This is a genomic window from Pseudomonas frederiksbergensis, from assembly GCF_001874645.1.
Taxonomy (GTDB): domain Bacteria; phylum Pseudomonadota; class Gammaproteobacteria; order Pseudomonadales; family Pseudomonadaceae; genus Aquipseudomonas; species Aquipseudomonas frederiksbergensis_B.
This window is the reverse complement of record NZ_CP017886.1, coordinates 186,706-203,471: the sequence shown is the minus strand read 5'-3', so window position 1 is coordinate 203,471 and position 16,766 is coordinate 186,706. Positions and strand designations below refer to the sequence as shown.

11 protein-coding genes and 1 pseudogene are annotated in these 16,766 nt (G+C 54.2%); 7 read left to right on the top strand and 5 right to left on the bottom strand.

Annotation, left to right across the window (positions count from 1 at the left end):
* Window position 1: 1 nt before the first annotated feature.
* From BLL42_RS00910 to BLL42_RS00880, 7 genes are read left to right on the top strand one after another with little or no spacing between them, the layout of a single operon-like run.
* Window positions 2–1,858, top strand: a complete 1,857-nt coding sequence (locus tag BLL42_RS00910) for a non-ribosomal peptide synthetase (RefSeq protein WP_071550301.1) — start codon at window positions 2–4, stop codon at window positions 1,856–1,858.
* Window position 1,859: 1 nt separating this feature from the next.
* Window positions 1,860–5,873 (top strand): type I polyketide synthase, encoded by a 4,014-nt coding sequence (locus BLL42_RS00905; protein WP_071550300.1) that lies wholly within the window; start codon window positions 1,860–1,862, stop codon window positions 5,871–5,873.
* A gap of 38 nt (window positions 5,874–5,911) precedes the next feature.
* Complete coding sequence (locus BLL42_RS00900; RefSeq protein ID WP_071550299.1) at window positions 5,912–7,648, top strand: condensation domain-containing protein; 1,737 nt, start codon at window positions 5,912–5,914, stop codon at window positions 7,646–7,648.
* Complete coding sequence (locus tag BLL42_RS00895; RefSeq protein ID WP_071550298.1) at window positions 7,638–8,366, top strand: thioesterase II family protein; 729 nt, start codon at window positions 7,638–7,640, stop codon at window positions 8,364–8,366. Before BLL42_RS00900 ends, BLL42_RS00895 begins: the two co-directional genes overlap by 11 nt.
* The gene (locus tag BLL42_RS00890) at window positions 8,356–9,261 is read left to right on the top strand and encodes a serine hydrolase (protein ID WP_071550297.1); all 906 of its coding nucleotides are present in this window, start codon (window positions 8,356–8,358) and stop codon (window positions 9,259–9,261) included. The genes BLL42_RS00895 and BLL42_RS00890 overlap by 11 nt, the downstream gene beginning before the upstream one ends.
* A 17-nt stretch (window positions 9,262–9,278) precedes the next feature.
* Entirely contained in the window at window positions 9,279–10,037 is a 759-nt protein-coding gene (locus tag BLL42_RS00885) for a class I SAM-dependent methyltransferase (protein ID WP_071550296.1), read from the top strand.
* Window positions 10,024–11,217: an MFS transporter gene (locus tag BLL42_RS00880; RefSeq protein ID WP_071550295.1), complete on the top strand. Its 1,194-nt coding sequence runs from the start codon at window positions 10,024–10,026 to the stop codon at window positions 11,215–11,217. Before BLL42_RS00885 ends, BLL42_RS00880 begins: the two co-directional genes overlap by 14 nt.
* A 53-nt stretch (window positions 11,218–11,270) precedes the next feature.
* On the opposite strand, the gene proS is transcribed toward BLL42_RS00880, so the two are convergent.
* From proS to BLL42_RS00860, 5 genes and pseudogenes are all read right to left on the bottom strand, one after another.
* On the bottom strand, window positions 11,271–12,761 hold the full coding sequence (gene proS, locus BLL42_RS00875) for a proline--tRNA ligase (protein WP_071550294.1): 1,491 nt from the start codon (window positions 12,759–12,761) through the stop codon (window positions 11,271–11,273).
* 268 nt (window positions 12,762–13,029) lie between these two features.
* A pseudogene (locus BLL42_RS29440) lies at window positions 13,030–13,188 on the bottom strand (endonuclease/exonuclease/phosphatase family protein); the annotation flags it as partial.
* Between the two features lies 1 nt (window position 13,189).
* Window positions 13,190–13,948, bottom strand: coding sequence for a PIG-L deacetylase family protein (locus BLL42_RS00870; RefSeq protein WP_071550293.1), 759 nt, complete (start codon window positions 13,946–13,948; stop codon window positions 13,190–13,192).
* Between the two features lie 229 nt (window positions 13,949–14,177).
* Window positions 14,178–16,337, bottom strand: a complete 2,160-nt coding sequence (glgX, locus tag BLL42_RS00865; RefSeq protein ID WP_071550292.1) for a glycogen debranching protein GlgX — start codon at window positions 16,335–16,337, stop codon at window positions 14,178–14,180.
* A gap of 114 nt (window positions 16,338–16,451) precedes the next feature.
* Entirely contained in the window at window positions 16,452–16,760 is a 309-nt protein-coding gene (locus tag BLL42_RS00860) for a DUF2934 domain-containing protein (protein WP_071550291.1), read from the bottom strand.
* Between the last annotated feature and the right edge of the window lie 6 nt (window positions 16,761–16,766).

Here is a 16,766-nt window from a genome sequence, read left to right as displayed (position 1 = left end):
AATGTTATTTATTCAAAGATTTGTCGGTGTTTCTCGTGCTTTTCCAGAAGTGGTGGGAGTTCTCGATTCTTTTTCGGAAGTTTCATGCGGTGAGTTATTTAGTCGGGCTCAACGTTTGGCTGAAGTTGTTGGGGCGCAAAGCTCGAGTGTGATGATCGGTGTGTTGATGGAGAAAAGTGTCGATTACATCGTCTCGATACTAGCTATTCACTTACTGGGGCGAACTGTCGTGCCACTGGACAGCAGTTACCCGGTTGAGCGATTGAGGAAAATGATCACATCAATCGACTTGTCTTTATGCTTGGTGAATCAACAGCGCAGTATCGAATTGTCCAGGATGCTGGACGAACATACCCACCTATTAAGCATGGAAGAGCTCGGGGCGATGTCGGTCCGTACCTCTGGCATCAAGATCACTTCTGAGGCACTGGATGAGTCCCCGGCCTATGTGGTTTTTACCTCCGGGACCACCGGGCAGCCCAAACCGGTCATGGTGCCTTATCTATCGCTGAGTACCCTTATTGACTGGATGGTAGAGGTTCCGGGCCCGTCTGGCACCACTCTGCTTTATGCCGCCCAAGGGTTTGATGTCTCATTTCAGGAAATCTATAGCGCCTTGTGCCGGGGTGATCGTCTGCTGGTCATCACGGACCGGCAAAAGAAAGATCTGCACGAACTGACTCGGCAGTTGGCGTCAAGGGCAGTCACCCGTCTGTTCTTGCCCACTTCAATGCTGATCCCATTCGTCACGTTTAATCTGCACGATGCGCAGGCATTGGCAGATCTAAGGGAAGTGATCTGTGCCGGAGAGCAGTTGAAGATTACCGACGCCGTTAGGCAGTGGTTCAAGACGCATCCTCAATGTCGCCTTATCAATCACTACGGTCCGGCCGAAACCCATGTAGTGATGGAGCATCGACTCGACAGCGAGCCACATGGCTGGCCGGATCTTCCACCCATCGGCCAGGTCACCCTTGCGAGTAAAGCCTATTTGCTGGGCGACCAGCTACAGCCTGTGGAGCCAGGCACAGTTGGACAGCTCTATATCGCAGGCCGATCACTGGCGCTGGGGTACTACGGCATGCAGATGCAAACGGCTGAGAGATTTGTTACCCATCCCCAGACACATGAGCGGATATACAACACTGGCGACATCTGTGTCCTGAACGAACAAGGGTTATTTGAGTACAAGGGGCGCCGTGATAGGCAGTACAAGGTTCGGGGTTACCGGGTTGAGTTGAAAGAGATCGAGGCGACCGCCATCGACTCCGGGCTGCTCGACGATTGCCTCGTTGTTGCCCGGCAGTCAGGTCTGACCACTTCGCTGATCATGTACTTTACTGCGCAGGACAGTGATCAAGACATCAGCTTGAGCCTACATGGATACTTGGTGGAAAGACTACCCGATTACATGCTGCCCTCGTTCTACAAAAAAATAGTGGCCATCCCATTGACGCCCAACGGTAAGACCGATGTCGACAAGTTGCCCCAGGTCGGTGGGCTAAGGTCTGAAGTGTCGTCGAGATACATTGCACCGCAGGGAGAACTCGAAACGACTCTGTGTGTGCTGGCGGCGTCCTGCTTCGGTCTGGATCGGATCGGTGCCAACGACAACTTTATCGAAGCAGGCGCGAACTCCATCACTCTGGTTACTCTGGTGGCTGAGTTGCGTTACCTGCTGGCCCATGACTTCCGCCAGACCGATCTGTTCGAATATCCCACTCCGAGGCTTCTGTGCAGATTTTACCAACGCTCAATAAGCGCGACGGGAGAGATTGACCCGACCATTGCGCCTGTCAGCAGTTGGAAGCTGAGAGCGGCGGTCATTCATGGTTTTCAGGGAAGAAAGAGAGGCTGACATGCACGATCACGAGGAGCATCAAGCATCGCCGGTTGAATGCGGCATTGCGATTATCGGCATGTCCTGTCGTTTTCCAGGGGCCACATCGGTCCACCAGTACTGGCAAAACCTCTTGTCCAGTGTTGAAAACATCCATGTCGAGACCGAAGTCGATGGACGAATTTGTGCTCGCGCCGAACTTCCCGGTATTGAAGACTTCGATTACAACTTTTTCGGATTCAGCATCAAGGATGCCCAATTGCTAGATCCGCAGCACAGAGTCTTGCTTGAGTGCGCGTGGGAAGTACTTGAGGACGCATCGCTGCATGCTCATACCGAGTCTATTGGCGTTTTCTGTGGCGCCGGGCCCAGTTCCTATTTCATCAATAATGTACACGGCCTTCATGCCCGCGACTATGCCAGTGGTTTGTATCAATCATCCGAGACGCTAGCGCAATTTATGGCCACGGACAAAGAGTTCCTGGCCAGTCGTATTGCATACAAACTCAACTGCTGCGGCCCTGCCGTTAACGTTCAAGCAGCCTGTGCAACGTCGATGTTCGGCATTCAGGCCGCTATCCAGGCATTGTTACTGGGGGAGTGTGATGCTGCGCTGGTTGGTGCCGCTGCTGTCTCGGTTCCGCAATCGATTCCGTACATTTTCGAGTCAGGCATGCCTTTCAGTTCCGACGGACATTGTCGCCCGTTCGATGCCCGGGCAAGCGGAACGGTGTTCGGCTCGGGGGCGGCTGTCGTAGGGCTCAAGAGGCTTGCCGACGCTCTGGCTGATGGTGATCAGATTCACGCGGTGATTCGCTCGGTCGCCACCAACAACGATGGCGCTAATCGAGCAGGGATGTCGGCGCCTTCTGTGGCAGGTCAGGCGCGAGTCATTCGCGAAGCACTGAATATTGCCGGTATCGGCCCCGAACACGTGAGCTACATCGAGGCCCATGGTACGGCAACGCCTATTGGTGATCCCATCGAGATCAAAGCACTGGCCAATGCCTTTACCGGCCGTGATCGTGAGCAAACGTGTTACTTGGGGAGTGTCAAAGGCAACATCGGGCACCTGGGTTGGGCGGCCGGGATGGCCGGTCTTATCAAGGCTGTATTGATTGTCAGACATAAAGTGATTCCCCCCACCCTCAACTTCGAGCAGTACAACCCCGAGTTGTACATCGAAGAAACGCCTTTCGTCGTCAATCGGCAATGCGTTGCTATACAGGCGCATCACGTCATCGCGGGCGTCAGCAGTTTTGGCTTGGGAGGCAACAACTCGCACCTGATTGTAGAGTCTGCTCCAGCACGGGAGTCTCCATATTCATTACTCGACAAAGATGCGCTTTGCTTGGTCCCGATCACAGCGAGAGCGGGCGACGGCCTACAGCAATTGTGTGGCAGCTATCGGAAGTTTCTCGAGACGCAGGTAGACGAATGCTTCCCGGCATTCGTCGACAATCTCCTGCAATCCAGATCGTTGTTCGAACAGCGTACGTTTGTCATTGCGAGCAGCCGCAAGGAAGCAATCGACAGTCTGGCCGGCTTGTCAGTCAACGCCAAAACGCATAGCAAGGGTGCGCCTCGGGTTGGCCTGATGTTCTCTGGACAAGGAGGTGAACATCGAGCAATGGGGCTGGAACTCTACAGATATGAAGCTGTATTCAAAGCTGAGTTGGATGCATTTGACCCAGTCTGCCTAGACGTTTTTGGAGCCACCGCCGCGATACTCTTGTTCGATCCGCAGATCAATGAGCGGATTGAGCGAGATATTGCCTGCTCGCAGCCCATGACATTCGCCTTGCAGGTTGCGATGGCGCGCTTGCTTATTAGTTACAACGTCACCCCGGTGGCCTTTTTTGGACACAGCCTTGGAGAATACGCAGCTGCCTGCATAGCGGGGGTTTTTACTCCCGAGCAAGGTTTCAGAGTGCTGGTGGAGCGCAGCAGGCTTCTGGATTCGCTGGGTGATATCGGTGCCATGGCGGTCCTGGGGTGCGATCACGAGCGAGCGTTAAAGTTGATTGAGGCGGCGGGGGTGAATCTTTCGATTGCCGCCTTGAACGCGGCGAACAACACTGTGATTTCCGGAACCCTGGAGGCAGTTGAAACGTTCATTGAAGTCGCGGACGGTAAAGGGCTGAACGCGACACGGTTAAAGATTTCGCGTCCTGGGCACTCCTATTTACTCGACCCGTTGCTGGACCGGTTTGAGGCCTATCTGGACAGTGTCGAGCTGAGCGTACCCACACGCCCCTTCATCTCGAGTATGACGGGGGAACTGGTCACTCACAAAGTGGCAACCTCACAGTACTGGCGTCGTCATCTGCGTGAAACGGTAGATTTCAGGGCTAGCGTTGTCTGCGCACATGACCTGGGGTGTACCCACCTTGTCGAGATCGGGCCAAAAGCCACGTTATCGGGCCTGCTGATCAGCGACACAGAGGATATGTTGGCCGTGCTTCCTGTGGCCAGGGGCGGTCACAGGGATCATCGGCAATTTTTGACTGTGCTGGGTGAGCTGTTCCGGTCTGGTGCCGACATCCACTTCGCGACCAAAGGTTGGCGGGCACCCGTGCTGGATGGGTTGCCAATTTATCCTTTCCAGCGCATTCGCTGCTGGATCGAAACGGCTGAGCCAGTTCAATCCATTGCCGAAAATACGTATCAGACGGTCTGGCACGTGTTGACTGGTGACCAGATGGACAGTCAACTGACTAGCTGCCAAAAGGTGCTGTTTCTTGCTAGAAGCGAGGTGTGTAACGACGCAGAGATCGGTTATCTGGAAACGGTCTTCGATCAGTTTCACTACTTCGAGTTGAATCAGCCGACTTGCGTTAATGCAGCGTTTGGTGAGGCCATGAACGTACCTGCACCACAAGATTACGATCAGTTGTGGGGGAAATATCGAGACGGTATCGACAGGGTTTATCTCGACCTGCGGCACTTCCTGGCACCGCCGGCCGCACTGGAATCTGGGAATGATGTGGCAACAGCAGTCAGTACCTGTTCGCTGGTGTTGAATCTGTTGCGCTCGGTGATCGGATTTTTTGAGCAGCGACCGCAGATTTGCATCTTGTTTTCTACCCAGGCCAGCGGCGATGAGGACATGATGCTTAACCCCGTGGCGAACAGTGTTGTTGGCATGATCCGCTCGTTGTTGATTGAGGAGCCTGGCTTGAAGGTCATGACCCTGAATTTCATCAGAGAGCAGCCGCCCAAGGGAATAGAGGAGGCCCGATACCTCCAATTGTTGCCGTTGACAGATGAGTTCGTAATCACGGTAAGGCAGGCTGAAGCCTTCGTGCTCCGGCTGGAAAAAACCGTGATCAATGATGCCTCTCGTTTTACCTACTCCTGTGATCAAAGCTACTTCCTGATCGGAGGAGGTGGAGGCATCGGCAGGCAATTAATCGAAAGCCTCTGCGCTGACCAAGCCCGATCTATCCATGTTATTGGGCGGACGGAACATCCTGGCGAGGCGTTGAGCGAGCTTATGGAGCGTCATCCGACGATCCGGTATCTGGGGCTCGATCTGGCCACCGACAAGGATCGCCGCGAATGTGCGAAGTGGCTCCAGAGCTTGCGAATTCAGAGGGTCGCGATTTTTAATCTGGCTGTCGATCTCAATGACAAACTGTTTGACGAGGTTCAGGAAGAGGATCTGACTCGCTCGTTTCGATCCAAATGCAGTAGCGTTCTGACCCTTTACCAACTGCTGTGTGACCAGGGCGTGGCGATAGACTTCGTTTTCAACTTCTCTTCAGCTACATCGATTCTGGGGAATGGCGGGCAGTCGGCCTATGGCGCTGCCAGCGCTTTTCTCGACGCGGCCCATTCGCATTTGTTCTCTAACGCCGGGCGCGTACTGACGGTCAATTGGGGCGTATGGGGCGATGCTGGAAAGTTGCGAAACGACGAGCAGCGAATGCAGGTGCTCAAAGCCAGTGGTTTGAACAGCCACAGCAGCGAGCAGGGTCTGCTGTTTATCCGCCAGCTTTTTCCGGGCCTTCTCGTTCCGCTGCTTTCATGAACATTACGGCAAACGCCCTGCGCAAAAGAAACCCGGTCATGGCACGTTTGCTTGAACGGCTGACGACTCATGATACGGGCGACGACAGGGCGCAGGCGGTCAGTGTTTCGGCACGCATACTCGGTTGTTCCGACGAAACCCAGGTTGCCGGCATCCTCGAGACCTGGCTCGCAACGACGGTCGATGACCTTGTCGGTCTGGAGGTGTCGACCCGCGGCCGCTACGACTTGATCAAGGATGTCGATTTCAGGGCACTAGGATTCGACTCCTTGGCACTGGTGCAGCTCAAGAATGCACTCCTTGCGCAATTGGGTATGCATTGCACCCTCAAGAGCTTTTATTCGATGCTGGCATTGAGTGAACTCCATGCCACCCTCGCATCCCACGTCAACACGTCGGTGTGGCGTGATATGAATCGCGACGTCAACAACCGTGCTGATACGTGTGCGCAGGACATAGCTGTTTCGTTGCAACAGACGAGGTGGATTTCGCTTATCGGCAAGGATTACGGCCTGCGCATCATTCCGTATCTGATCCACTGTCCGCTCAATACAGAGCACTGTCGAAAAGCGTTGGCCCAGGTTGTGGACGAGCATCGATTGTTGAGGACCTTTTTCCCCAATGGGCGGCCAACGGTCAGAACAACAGCGCAGGTACTCGCTGATTTTGGAGCGTTATGTACGGACCTGTCGTCACTAACACCCTTGGACAAGGCGAAGCAGATTGGGGATCGTGTTCGGGTAATGGCGCGAGATCTGTCCAAGCCAGCGGATAACGTCACCTGGGCTATCCATTTTATCGATATTGGCGAACCTTTCTTTATTGCGCTGCTGGGCGTTCAGCACCTGGAGTTCGATGGTAAATCACTGACCTTGCTCTTCGATCGATTGGGAGATTGTTTGCATTACCTTGCTGCCAATGAACCATTGACTCGGATCGAGAGCGAGCTTAGCTATGTCGATTATGCGCGACGTCAGCAGCAATACCTGAACCAACAGTGGCCAACCGATGCGGGTTTCTTCAAGGGGCTTTACAACGCATTCGAAAGCACCACGGTGTTGCCCGCGCATCCGGGTTTCACATTGACGACCGCCTGTTCGTCGTCCCGACACAGCGTCGAAGTTCCGGGTGCTAACCGTGCCCTGGTTGAGTTGGCAAAGCGGCAAGGGTTCAGCGTCTTCAATGCGATTTTGTATGTCTACGCCACGACCATGGCCGAAGTCATCGGTTGCGATCAGTTGATTATCAGCGCGATCAATAGCAGCAGGGGCTTGAGCGAATTCAACAACGTCATCGGCCCCTTCACCTCGCCGTTGCCCGTGCCAATCACCGTGCATCACGACTGGTTGAGCGGAATCTCGATGGTCGCGCGCACATTGGAGGCCATACAGGGCTATCCACTCATGCATCCGTCAATGTTGATCGGCGAAGTATCGGCTTTTTCAGGGATGGCGCAAGACTCCTACTTCTCGGACCTTGGGATCAACTTTCTCAACTATCGCCAAACCGCCGATTCCCCCGGAAAGGTGCAGATCGAAGGTGTGGAGATCCTCGGCCCGGTGTCGGGTGATTTGCTATCTGGCGCAAATGTCGAAGACATGCGGCGGGTACCGGGGTTGCATTTGGTGGTGGAAATCAACGCTGATGATTTGCGCTTCAACTTCTGGTTCCACACCCAACGTTTTTCGACCGTTGAGGTTGAAGGCTGGGGGCGTCGTATGGTCGTTCACTTGGGGCAATTGCTGGACATGGCGAGGACAACTCATGGCCAATGAGCCGTTGTCTCTACTGTGCTTCTCGTACGCTGGCGGTAGTGCAGGGTTCTACTCGCGCTGGCGCCGTTTGCTCCCACACATAAAGGTTATTCCGGTCGACATTCCTGGGCGAGGACGGGCGGTGGATACACCAGCACTGGTGACGCGCGACTCCCTGATCGACTACCTGCTGAGCCACTACGCAAGGTTGTGTGTGCCGCCATTTGCACTTTTCGGTCATAGCCTAGGGGCGCGTATTGCCTTTGAATTTCAGTGGGCACTTGAGCAAACCCTCGGGCTAAAGGCTGCAAGATTGTTTGTCAGCGGATGCTTGGCACCAGAACGATTTGCCCGGGCAATGAGTATCCGGGAGCAGGATCTGAGTGATGAAATACTGCTTCGTGTACTCGAAGAACTGGGGGGGACTCCACCGGAACTTATGTCCAATCCGGGATTGATGGAGGCGGCCCTGCCAATGATCAGGGCCGACTTTCTCCTGGCCATCGATCTATCGAAGAGCACCGAGACTCCAATTGACGCAGCTATCAACTTGTTGCTGGGTAGCCGGGACAAGGTGACTAACCTGTTCGAAGATTATCCGGGGTGGATGAGTCATACCAACCGGCAATGCCAGGTATCGGTCATCGAAGGGGATCATTTTTTTATCCGATCCCAAACGGCATTGGTCGCGAGGCTGGTGGGTGAGAAGCTGAAGGAGTTTGCGTTAAATGTGGACTGACTACGAAGTGCTGCGCGTAATGGGTGACGGTGGTTATCCGTCCCTTCAGGCCATCGGGCAACGAATGATTGAATGGGCAAAACGCGAGCAGGCCTGTTCATATCGCTGGTATGTACGCGATGTCGTTTGCGGTACCCATCATGATTTCAAGTGCCGTGCTCGCAGTCCCTCCTCAAGTACCCGAAAGCTGTACATTTTGGTCACGGTGCTCTTGCTGATCGAGCGCGGGGAGTTTGCCCTGAGTGACAGCATCCTTGTGGATAAGGAGAGGGCGGGTCATCAAACCTGCGGTGGTCTTTGGTTACTGGATAGTCCGCGAGCGTTCACGGTTGCAGAGTTGCTTAAGTTAATGATGGGGCTGAGCGACAACATTGCCACATTCTATCTTGTGGAAATGGTCGGTCTTGATCGCCTTAACGCCTTGTCGAGTGTCTTGGGACTATCCGGAACCTGGCATTTGTCTGCTGTGCCGAGTCAGGCATTGGCTGTTGATCATGCATTGAATGCAGTCAATACCACCACCGCATTGGATCTGGTGACGGCCTTGTCGATACTCGTCAATGGCACAAAAAACCGGTTGCCCCACGACGGGCATTTCATAAGCAAGGCGTTGTGTGAGTTTGGCCTGCACATAATGCGCGGGCAGCAGGACACAACCGCCATCAGGGGTTGGTTGACCGATATAGAGCAGGTTGGCGACAAACATGGCATCGGTTATCGCAACTACAACAATGTAGGTTATCTGGCGCGGGGAGGTGAAGTGAAAATTGTTTTTTCGATCATTGTCGACGACCTGCATCGCATTGAAGAACCGAGGCCTGCCTTTGCTTATGCCAGGGATTTCATTGCCTTGTTTTCGCGCTTGCTGGATGACTACAGCCGGCTTGAACACTAATTCCGAGGACCCGCAAATTGGCAAACTCCTTAGCCACAGCCTATGTGAACAAATCCGAAATCTATGACAGTGCGAGACCTTCCTATCCGCAAGAGGCCGTCGATTTCATCAAGAGTCAGCTGGATATGTCGCTGGCATTACCCGTTCTTGATGTGGGGTCTGGAACAGGGATACTGACCCGGCAATTGGCGACAACGGGCATGCCTGTGATCGGGGTCGAGCCCGACGCACAAATGCTGGTCAAGGCCAAGCGCCACGAAGGGCAACAGAGTGCGATCTATCATCAGGGTTCAGCAGAGCACTTGAATGTCCGGGACCGCAGTGTGGCTGCGCTGATATGCGGGCAATCTTTTCATTGGTTCGAGCCGAACAATACCAGGCTCGAATTCAAGCGGGTGCTGGCCACCGATAATCCAGTATTTCTCGTCTGGAATATTCGAAGCCCGGATTGCGATGGGTTTCATGTCGCCTACGAGCGTCTGTTGAGCGGTGCCTTCGACCGATATGCGGAGACATTGCAAATCGACGATGCGTTGGAGGACAAGATTCGGCAGTTTTTCAGCGGGCCCTTTCAGGAGCGGACTTTCCACAACTGCCAGCGGTTGAGCGCATCGGGACTGCTCGAAAGAACCATGTCATGTTCGTATGCGTCACAGCCTGGGACACCCGAGTATGTGGCGGCCAGTAACGCCTTGAATACCTTACATTGGGAACACCAGCAAAACGGCGAAGTCACGCTCAATTACAGAACGCGTGTTGTCTATGGCCGTATTTAAGACCATCCGAACAAGCTCGCTGTTCAGTGGTTCGGCAATCGTTGTACCACTGTCTTTCTTTCCGACGCTGGCGAGGGCCGCCTTCCTTTCTTATTTTTTGATTTTTTTAAAGGAAAAGTTTGCACTTCCAGTCGATGAGATCGGGCTTTTTGTCGGCGGCTTTATTCTCTTGAGTTCCTTGATCAGCCTGTTGTTCGGTGCGGTGCTCGACAAACTGAGCATCAAAGCACTGATGCTCACGTCATCGATCATTCAGTCGACGGTGTACATGAGCCTATTTTTGTTCAACTCGCTGACCCTGGTTTTTGTGCTTTGTCTGTTACTCAACTTTGCATATCTCACGCTGGAAACTTCGGTACGCATGTGCATCGCTAGGTTGTTTCCCCCGCAGGAAACCTCGTCGGTGCTATCGCTCAAGTACACTCTCACTAACACTGCCTATGCGTTGGGGCCCTTGGTCGGGCTTTGGCTTAATCGGCAAGGCGTTTCGCCGTTATTGTTTTGCAGCGTATCAGCGTTGTTTTTTGTCCTAGTGGCCGCCAGTCCCTTCACAATGCCACGTGTGGTCGAACAGGAAAACGTCGAAGGTGAAGGCGTGTTCGGTTCTCTGGCAATCATGGCCAAGGATCGCAACCTGTTGAAATTCACAATTGCCAGTGTTCTGTTGGCAGGTGTGTTTGGGCAGTTTCATATTTATGTGGGCCAGTATCTGATCACGACCCACTCTACCGCCCAGATGTACGAGATCATCAACGTTGTATTTGTCACGAATGCCCTGACTTCGATACTGCTGCAGTATCTGATCGGTCGAAGGGTCGCCGCTGAACGATTCAGAGTCTGGATCGCCGGATGCATTCTGGCATTCGTAGTCGGACTGATCGGCTTCGCTTTTTCCCAGACCCTCTACGCCTGGATCTTCTTCACTGCTATTTTTACTGTGGGGGAAATTATCATTCAGCCCCTGGAATTTTTTTACATCACCCGTCTTGCGCCGGCCGGGATGAAAGGGGCGTATTACAGCTCGCAAAACCTGACCTACCTTGGAGCGGCCTCGACGCCAGTGGTATGCGGTTTCATCCTTGCGGGCTTGAATCCGCTCTATTTTCTTTTGTATTTGATGGTTTTGCTTCTGGTGGGGGGGCTGATTTTTTATGTAGAAGGCGGCAAGCTGGCTCAATAAGAGTTGTCTGAAAAAAACAGCCCCTTTCAGGAGGGGCTGGTCATGATCAAGGATTAATATGATTTCGCGTAAAGAGCCCACGTGTTGGTTGGCTTTCCAGTGAATAAACAGGTTGCTGTAGCCTTGGGTTGAATCAAGGGGATGCAGCGGACTGTTACGCCGAACTCTCCAATGGCCTTTTCAACTTCTTTATCCTCAATGAAAGGCGCCAGAATGAACGCATTCAATTTATCTTTTCGCTGGAAGGCGCTCTTGAAGTCTTTGAGGCTGGTCACTGTTTTGGTGTGAGCGGAAAGTTTTGATTTTGCACTGTTGAGCATTGATTTCTGAATAGTGAGTAGTGTGCGCTGAATTTCTTTGATAAAAGCGCCCGAGTCAATTTTCAAAATGCTTTTGGTGTTGTCTCTGCAAGAATAAGAGACCATATTTTGTTCGAGTTCCTTTATTCCGACTTCAACCCGAACAGGCACGCCTCGTTTTATGTGATACCACTTTTTTTCGCCGCTATTCATTTCGCGTTTATCAATGCTGATTCTAAGGTACTGGCCTTTTATTTTTTTGCGTGAAATTTTCTTTTTCAGATCATCACAGTAAGCATAAATAGCCTCGGCATCCTGTTCGTTGCGGACTATCGGAACGATGATGACCTGTGTTGGTGCTACCAACGGCGGTATTACCAGTCCGTCGTCATCTCCGTGGGCCATGATCATGGCACCAATCAATCGTGTGGAAACGCCCCATGAGGTCGTCCAGGCAAGCTCCTTGATCCCGTCCTTATTGACGAAACGAATGTCCGAGGCCTGGGCGAAGTTTTGACCCAGAAAATGCGAGGTTCCGGCCTGCAAAGCTTTGCCGTCCTGCATCATCGCTTCAATGGTGTAGGTGTTTACAGCGCCAGGGAATCGCTCCCATGAACACTTTTCACCCTTGATAACCGGTATGGCCAGATAGTCGATGGTGAAACGTTCATAGATATCGAGCATCTTCAATGTCTCGTCCAGGGCCTCTGCTTTGGACGCATGAACGGTATGACCTTCCTGCCACAGGAACTCCGACGTTCTGAGGAAGATCCTTGGACGCATTTCCCAGCGGAGTACATTGGCCCACTGATTGATAAGCAGGGGTAAGTCTCGGTAGCTTTGCACCCACCTTGAGAACGAGGCGCCGATAACTGTTTCACTGGTGGGTCTTATGATGAGTGGTTCTTCCAGCTCACCGGCAGGGATTAATTTTCCATTAGCTGATTGTTCGAGTCGATGATGGGTTACAACAGCGCACTCTTTGGCAAAACCATCTACATGCTCTGCTTCCTTTTGAAGGAAAGATAACGGGATCAAAAGTGGAAAATAGGCGTTCGCATGCCCTGAATCTTTGAATTTTTGATCAAGTTCTCGCTGAATCTGTTCCCAGATTCCATAGCCCCAAGGGCGGATGACCATGCAACCTCTAACGGGGGAGTTTTCAGCAAGTTCAGCTTGATTGATGACTTGTTGGTACCATTCGGAAAAATTTTCATTTCTTGTAGGCGATATCGCATTTTTCATAATGCCTCGGGCCTTTAAATGGCTGCTTGTGATTTTGGATCTGGTGCTGTGTAGGTGTATGTATATTTTTTGGCGTTTGAAATTTCAAGCACTCATGTTGTTGTTTGGTTATTTCGGAAATTTCTTTCAGGAAAGTCTGCTTTTTCAGGGGAGAAGGCGTGCTTAAAGAGGTGGTTCACTCGGAAATCTGAATCGTTTGCAGTGATAAGAAGAAACCGAGGAGTTCAGCAACAAGCCCGAGGAGAACCATTAAAAATGCACTTCAACCGCCAGCGATGATCACGGCGGCGTCATCTGGCAGCGACTCGATCAATTGACAGAGTAGGGCCAGCTGCAATTGGCGATGACTTTCCAGCAGACTCATATGGACACAGATTGCGTGTACTTCGGCGTACCCTGGCACGTCGGGCACGCAATGCAGCTCGCCGTCATACAAAAACGATTTCATAGGGTTGACGCATCCGCGTCAGGATAGCCCTGGGCAGCTTCGGCGCGATGCCGATCTCCGGTTCACCGTCCAGCTGGCTGGCGTAGGCATGGGTGGCGTGACACTTGCGCGCGACGGTCCAGGTGTCGAGGCGAAGCTTGCGGGCGCGGTGCCAGGGAATCAGCCCCTGATCGCGTGCGGGCCAGTGCCAGGCCCAGACCGGTACTTCATTGAAACTCGCTCCCACCATGAGCGCGGCTTTTGCGGTGGCCCGGCCTACCGTGTCATGGTCGATGATGCCGTCCTCGCTCCAGGTGGTGAACACCACATCACCCGGGCGCAGGTAACGTGCGATGAAGTGCGTCAGCTGCAGTTCACGCTCGGCCAGCCCATTGTCGGTAAAACCGCCGCGGATCCATTTCAGGCTGTGCATGGGCAAACCGAGGCGGCGCAGGGCTTCGACGCTTTCCTGAGGGCGAAACACGCTCAGGCGCTTCTCCGACCACAGGTTGGAGCCCGGATGACTGGCACTGCCGTCGGTAATCGAGATCAATTGCAGGGGATGGCCGAGGGTGGCGAGCAACTGCAACAGGCCGCCACAGGTCACCACTTCATCCCCCGGGTGCGGGGCGATCACCACGGCACGAGCACCGGCGGGGATCAGCGTAGAGGTGCTGATGACTGGAACGTTGTCCAGTTGCCGGGCAGTGTTCCAGATCTGCACAGGCAAACTACTGTCGACGAGGATAGTGGATTTCATGGCGATACGTCCTTGTTCTGGTTTGCCGTCACACGTATTACGGCTGGCTGAACACACCGGCGCAGACCCCTTGCGGCCGGATGATCGGCGGGCACAGCGCTCCAAACCCTGGATTGCTGCGAGCAGAGTATTGCTCATACATCATCATTCGTCGCCCCCGTCACCTCCTTAACGAGCGTTTTTGTGACGTAGATTGCTCAAACGCTGCCGATGAGGGGGCAATTGCGTATCAGTCTTCCTCCTCATGTTGTAACTCAAACAACAGCAACGAGCGTCCGGTCACCGAATATTCGTGACTGAAGTCGAACCGCTCCTGACCCCGAATCGATGGCTGGTTGGTGTCGAGCATGCAGCTCCAGAAACCACCGTCAGGCACTTCTGGCAGAAGAAAATTGACAATGTCGTGGTGGGCGTTAACCACCAACAGCAAGGTGGCGTCGGCGCCTTTACGGCGGATTCCGGTTTCCTGGGCGCGACCATCGAGCAACATGCCCAGGCACCGCCCGTGGCCGTCGTGCCATTGTTCGGTGGACATTTCGCTGCCGTCCGGCGCCAGCCAGGTGACGTCCTTGACGCCAATGTCCTCGTTGTCATTGCCCACCAGAAAACGTCCGCGCCGCAGAACCGGATAGGTCAGGCGCAGCTTGATCAGGCGTTTGACGAATTTGAGCAAGGCCTTGCCGTCTTCGCTCAGGTTCCAGTTGACCCAGCCAATTTCGCTGTCCTGACAGTAGGCGTTGTTATTGCCGTGCTGGGTTCGGGCAAATTCGTCACCGGCCACCAGCATCGGTGTGCCTTGGGCCAGCAACAGGGTGGCGAAGAAATTACGCATCTGCCGCTGGCGCAGCGCATTGATCTCGGGATCGTCGGTAGGGCCTTCAACGCCGTGATTCCAGGACAGGTTGTTATTGCTGCCATCCTGATTGTTTTCGTCGTTGGCTTCGTTGTGCTTGTCGTTGTAAGAGACCAGGTCATTCATGGTGAAGCCGTCATGGGCAGTGACGAAGTTCATTGAGGCGTAGGGCCGACGCCCGCGCTGATTGAACATCTCACCCGATGCGGTCATGCGCGCGGCGAAGTCGGCGAGTTGGCCGTCATCGCCTTTCCAGAACGCGCGTACTGTGTCGCGGAATCGATCATTCCACTCGACCCAGCCCGGCGGAAAACGGCCGACCTGATAGCCACCGGGGCCAATGTCCCAAGGTTCGGCGATCATTTTCACCTGACGCAGAATAGGGTCCTGGCGGCAGGCAACGAGGAAGCTGTGACGCTCGTCGAAACCGTCGTGATAACGTCCGAGGATGGTCGCCAGGTCAAAGCGGAAACCGTCGACGTGCATTTCCGAGGCCCAGTAACGCAGCGAATCGGTGACCATTTGCAGCACGCACGGGTGGCTCAGGTCCAATGTGTTGCCAGTCCCGGAGTCGTTGATATAGAAACGCTTGTCGTCCGGCATCACGCGGTAGTAGGACACATTGTCGATGCCGCGCATCGACAGGGTCGGGCCTTGTTCATTGCCCTCGGCGGTGTGGTTGTAGACCACGTCCAGAATCACTTCGAGGTTGGCTTCGTGCAGGTGCGCGACCATTTCCTTGAACTCGGCGATCTTGCCACTGGCCAGGTAACGCGGATCGGGGGCGAAGAAGGCGAGGCTGTTGTAACCCCAGTAGTTGGTCATGCCCTTGTGCAACAGGTGCTGGTCATTGACGAACGCGTGTATCGGCATCAGCTCCACTGACGACACGCCAAGTGTGCGGATATGTTCCAGCAGGTCATCGACCATCAGCCCGGCGAAGGTCCCGCGGACGGCTTCCGGGACGGACGGATGACGCATACTGATGCCGCGTACGTGAGTCTCATAAATGATCGTTCGATCCCACGGCACACTGACCCGATGATCGTGCCCCCAGGTGTGCGCGGGGTCGATGACCTTGCACTTGGGCACGAAGGGCGCGCTGTCGCGCTCATCGAAACTGAGGTCGGCGTCGGGGTGGCCGATGGTGTAACCGAACAAGGCTTCGGACCACTTCAATTGCCCCACCAATTGCTTGGCGTAGGGGTCGATCAACAATTTGTGGTGGTTGAAGCGGTGACCGTTTTGCGGGTCGTAAGGCCCATACACCCGGTAGCCATAGATCAACCCCGGATGGGCGTCCGGCAAATAACCGTGAAAGATTTCGTCGGTGTATTCCGGAAGCTCGATACGTTCAAGTTCGACTTCACCGGCATCGTCGAACACACACAGTTCGACCTTGGTGGCGTTAGCCGAAAATATCGCGAAGTTGACCCCCAGACCATCCCAGGTCGCACCGAGCGGAAAGGGCAAGCCTTCACGGATTCGCGAGGCCTCGACGTGAGGTTCTGGCGCGGCTTTTTTTGGCGTGGTCATCATTGCTCCTGCAATCGGGCTTGGGTGTTGGCGCCGGCATTGCGGGTTTCTCAAGGCCGAGCCACCCCGAAGTGGCGAGCCTGCTCGCCACGTGGTCAATCAGGATTGGCACCCTCAACTGGCCGGCTTGCGCGGTGCTCGAGGCTTTTTCGCCGCCACAGGTTTTTCACCGGGTGGCGGCACGACCTTGGCGGCTGCGGCGGGTTTTGCTTTGACGTTGGGTTTGGCCGCCGTGGGCTTGCTGGCTGCTGTTTTGCCGCTATTGGTTTTGGCGGCCTGGGCAGGCTTGGTCGGGGCCAAGGCTTCGGCTTCTGCCAGTTTGCAGGCCATCTCCCAGTGGCGCGCCTCCTGGCCTTCGGGTTTTCCCTCGGATTCCCAGATCTGATAGGCAAATTCACGAACGCGTTTGTCATCGGTACTCATCGCAAT

Excerpts from the sequence above, each read along its gene's own strand:
- BLL42_RS00910 (WP_071550301.1), top strand. The coding sequence starts at position 2 with ATGTTATTTATTCAAAGATTTGTCGGTGTTTCTCGTGCTTTTCCAGAA.
- BLL42_RS00900 (WP_071550299.1), top strand. The coding sequence starts at position 5,912 with ATGGCACGTTTGCTTGAACGGCTGACGACTCATGATACGGGCGACGAC.
- glgX (WP_071550292.1), bottom strand. The coding sequence starts at position 16,337 with ATGACCACGCCAAAAAAAGCCGCGCCAGAACCTCACGTCGAGGCCTCG.
- BLL42_RS00905 (WP_071550300.1), top strand. The coding sequence starts at position 1,860 with ATGCACGATCACGAGGAGCATCAAGCATCGCCGGTTGAATGCGGCATT.
- BLL42_RS00895 (WP_071550298.1), top strand. The coding sequence starts at position 7,638 with ATGGCCAATGAGCCGTTGTCTCTACTGTGCTTCTCGTACGCTGGCGGT.
- BLL42_RS00880 (WP_071550295.1), top strand. The coding sequence starts at position 10,024 with ATGGCCGTATTTAAGACCATCCGAACAAGCTCGCTGTTCAGTGGTTCG.
- BLL42_RS00870 (WP_071550293.1), bottom strand. The coding sequence starts at position 13,948 with ATGAAATCCACTATCCTCGTCGACAGTAGTTTGCCTGTGCAGATCTGG.
- BLL42_RS00860 (WP_071550291.1), bottom strand. The coding sequence starts at position 16,760 with ATGAGTACCGATGACAAACGCGTTCGTGAATTTGCCTATCAGATCTGG.
- BLL42_RS00890 (WP_071550297.1), top strand. The coding sequence starts at position 8,356 with ATGTGGACTGACTACGAAGTGCTGCGCGTAATGGGTGACGGTGGTTAT.
- proS (WP_071550294.1), bottom strand. The coding sequence starts at position 12,761 with ATGAAAAATGCGATATCGCCTACAAGAAATGAAAATTTTTCCGAATGG.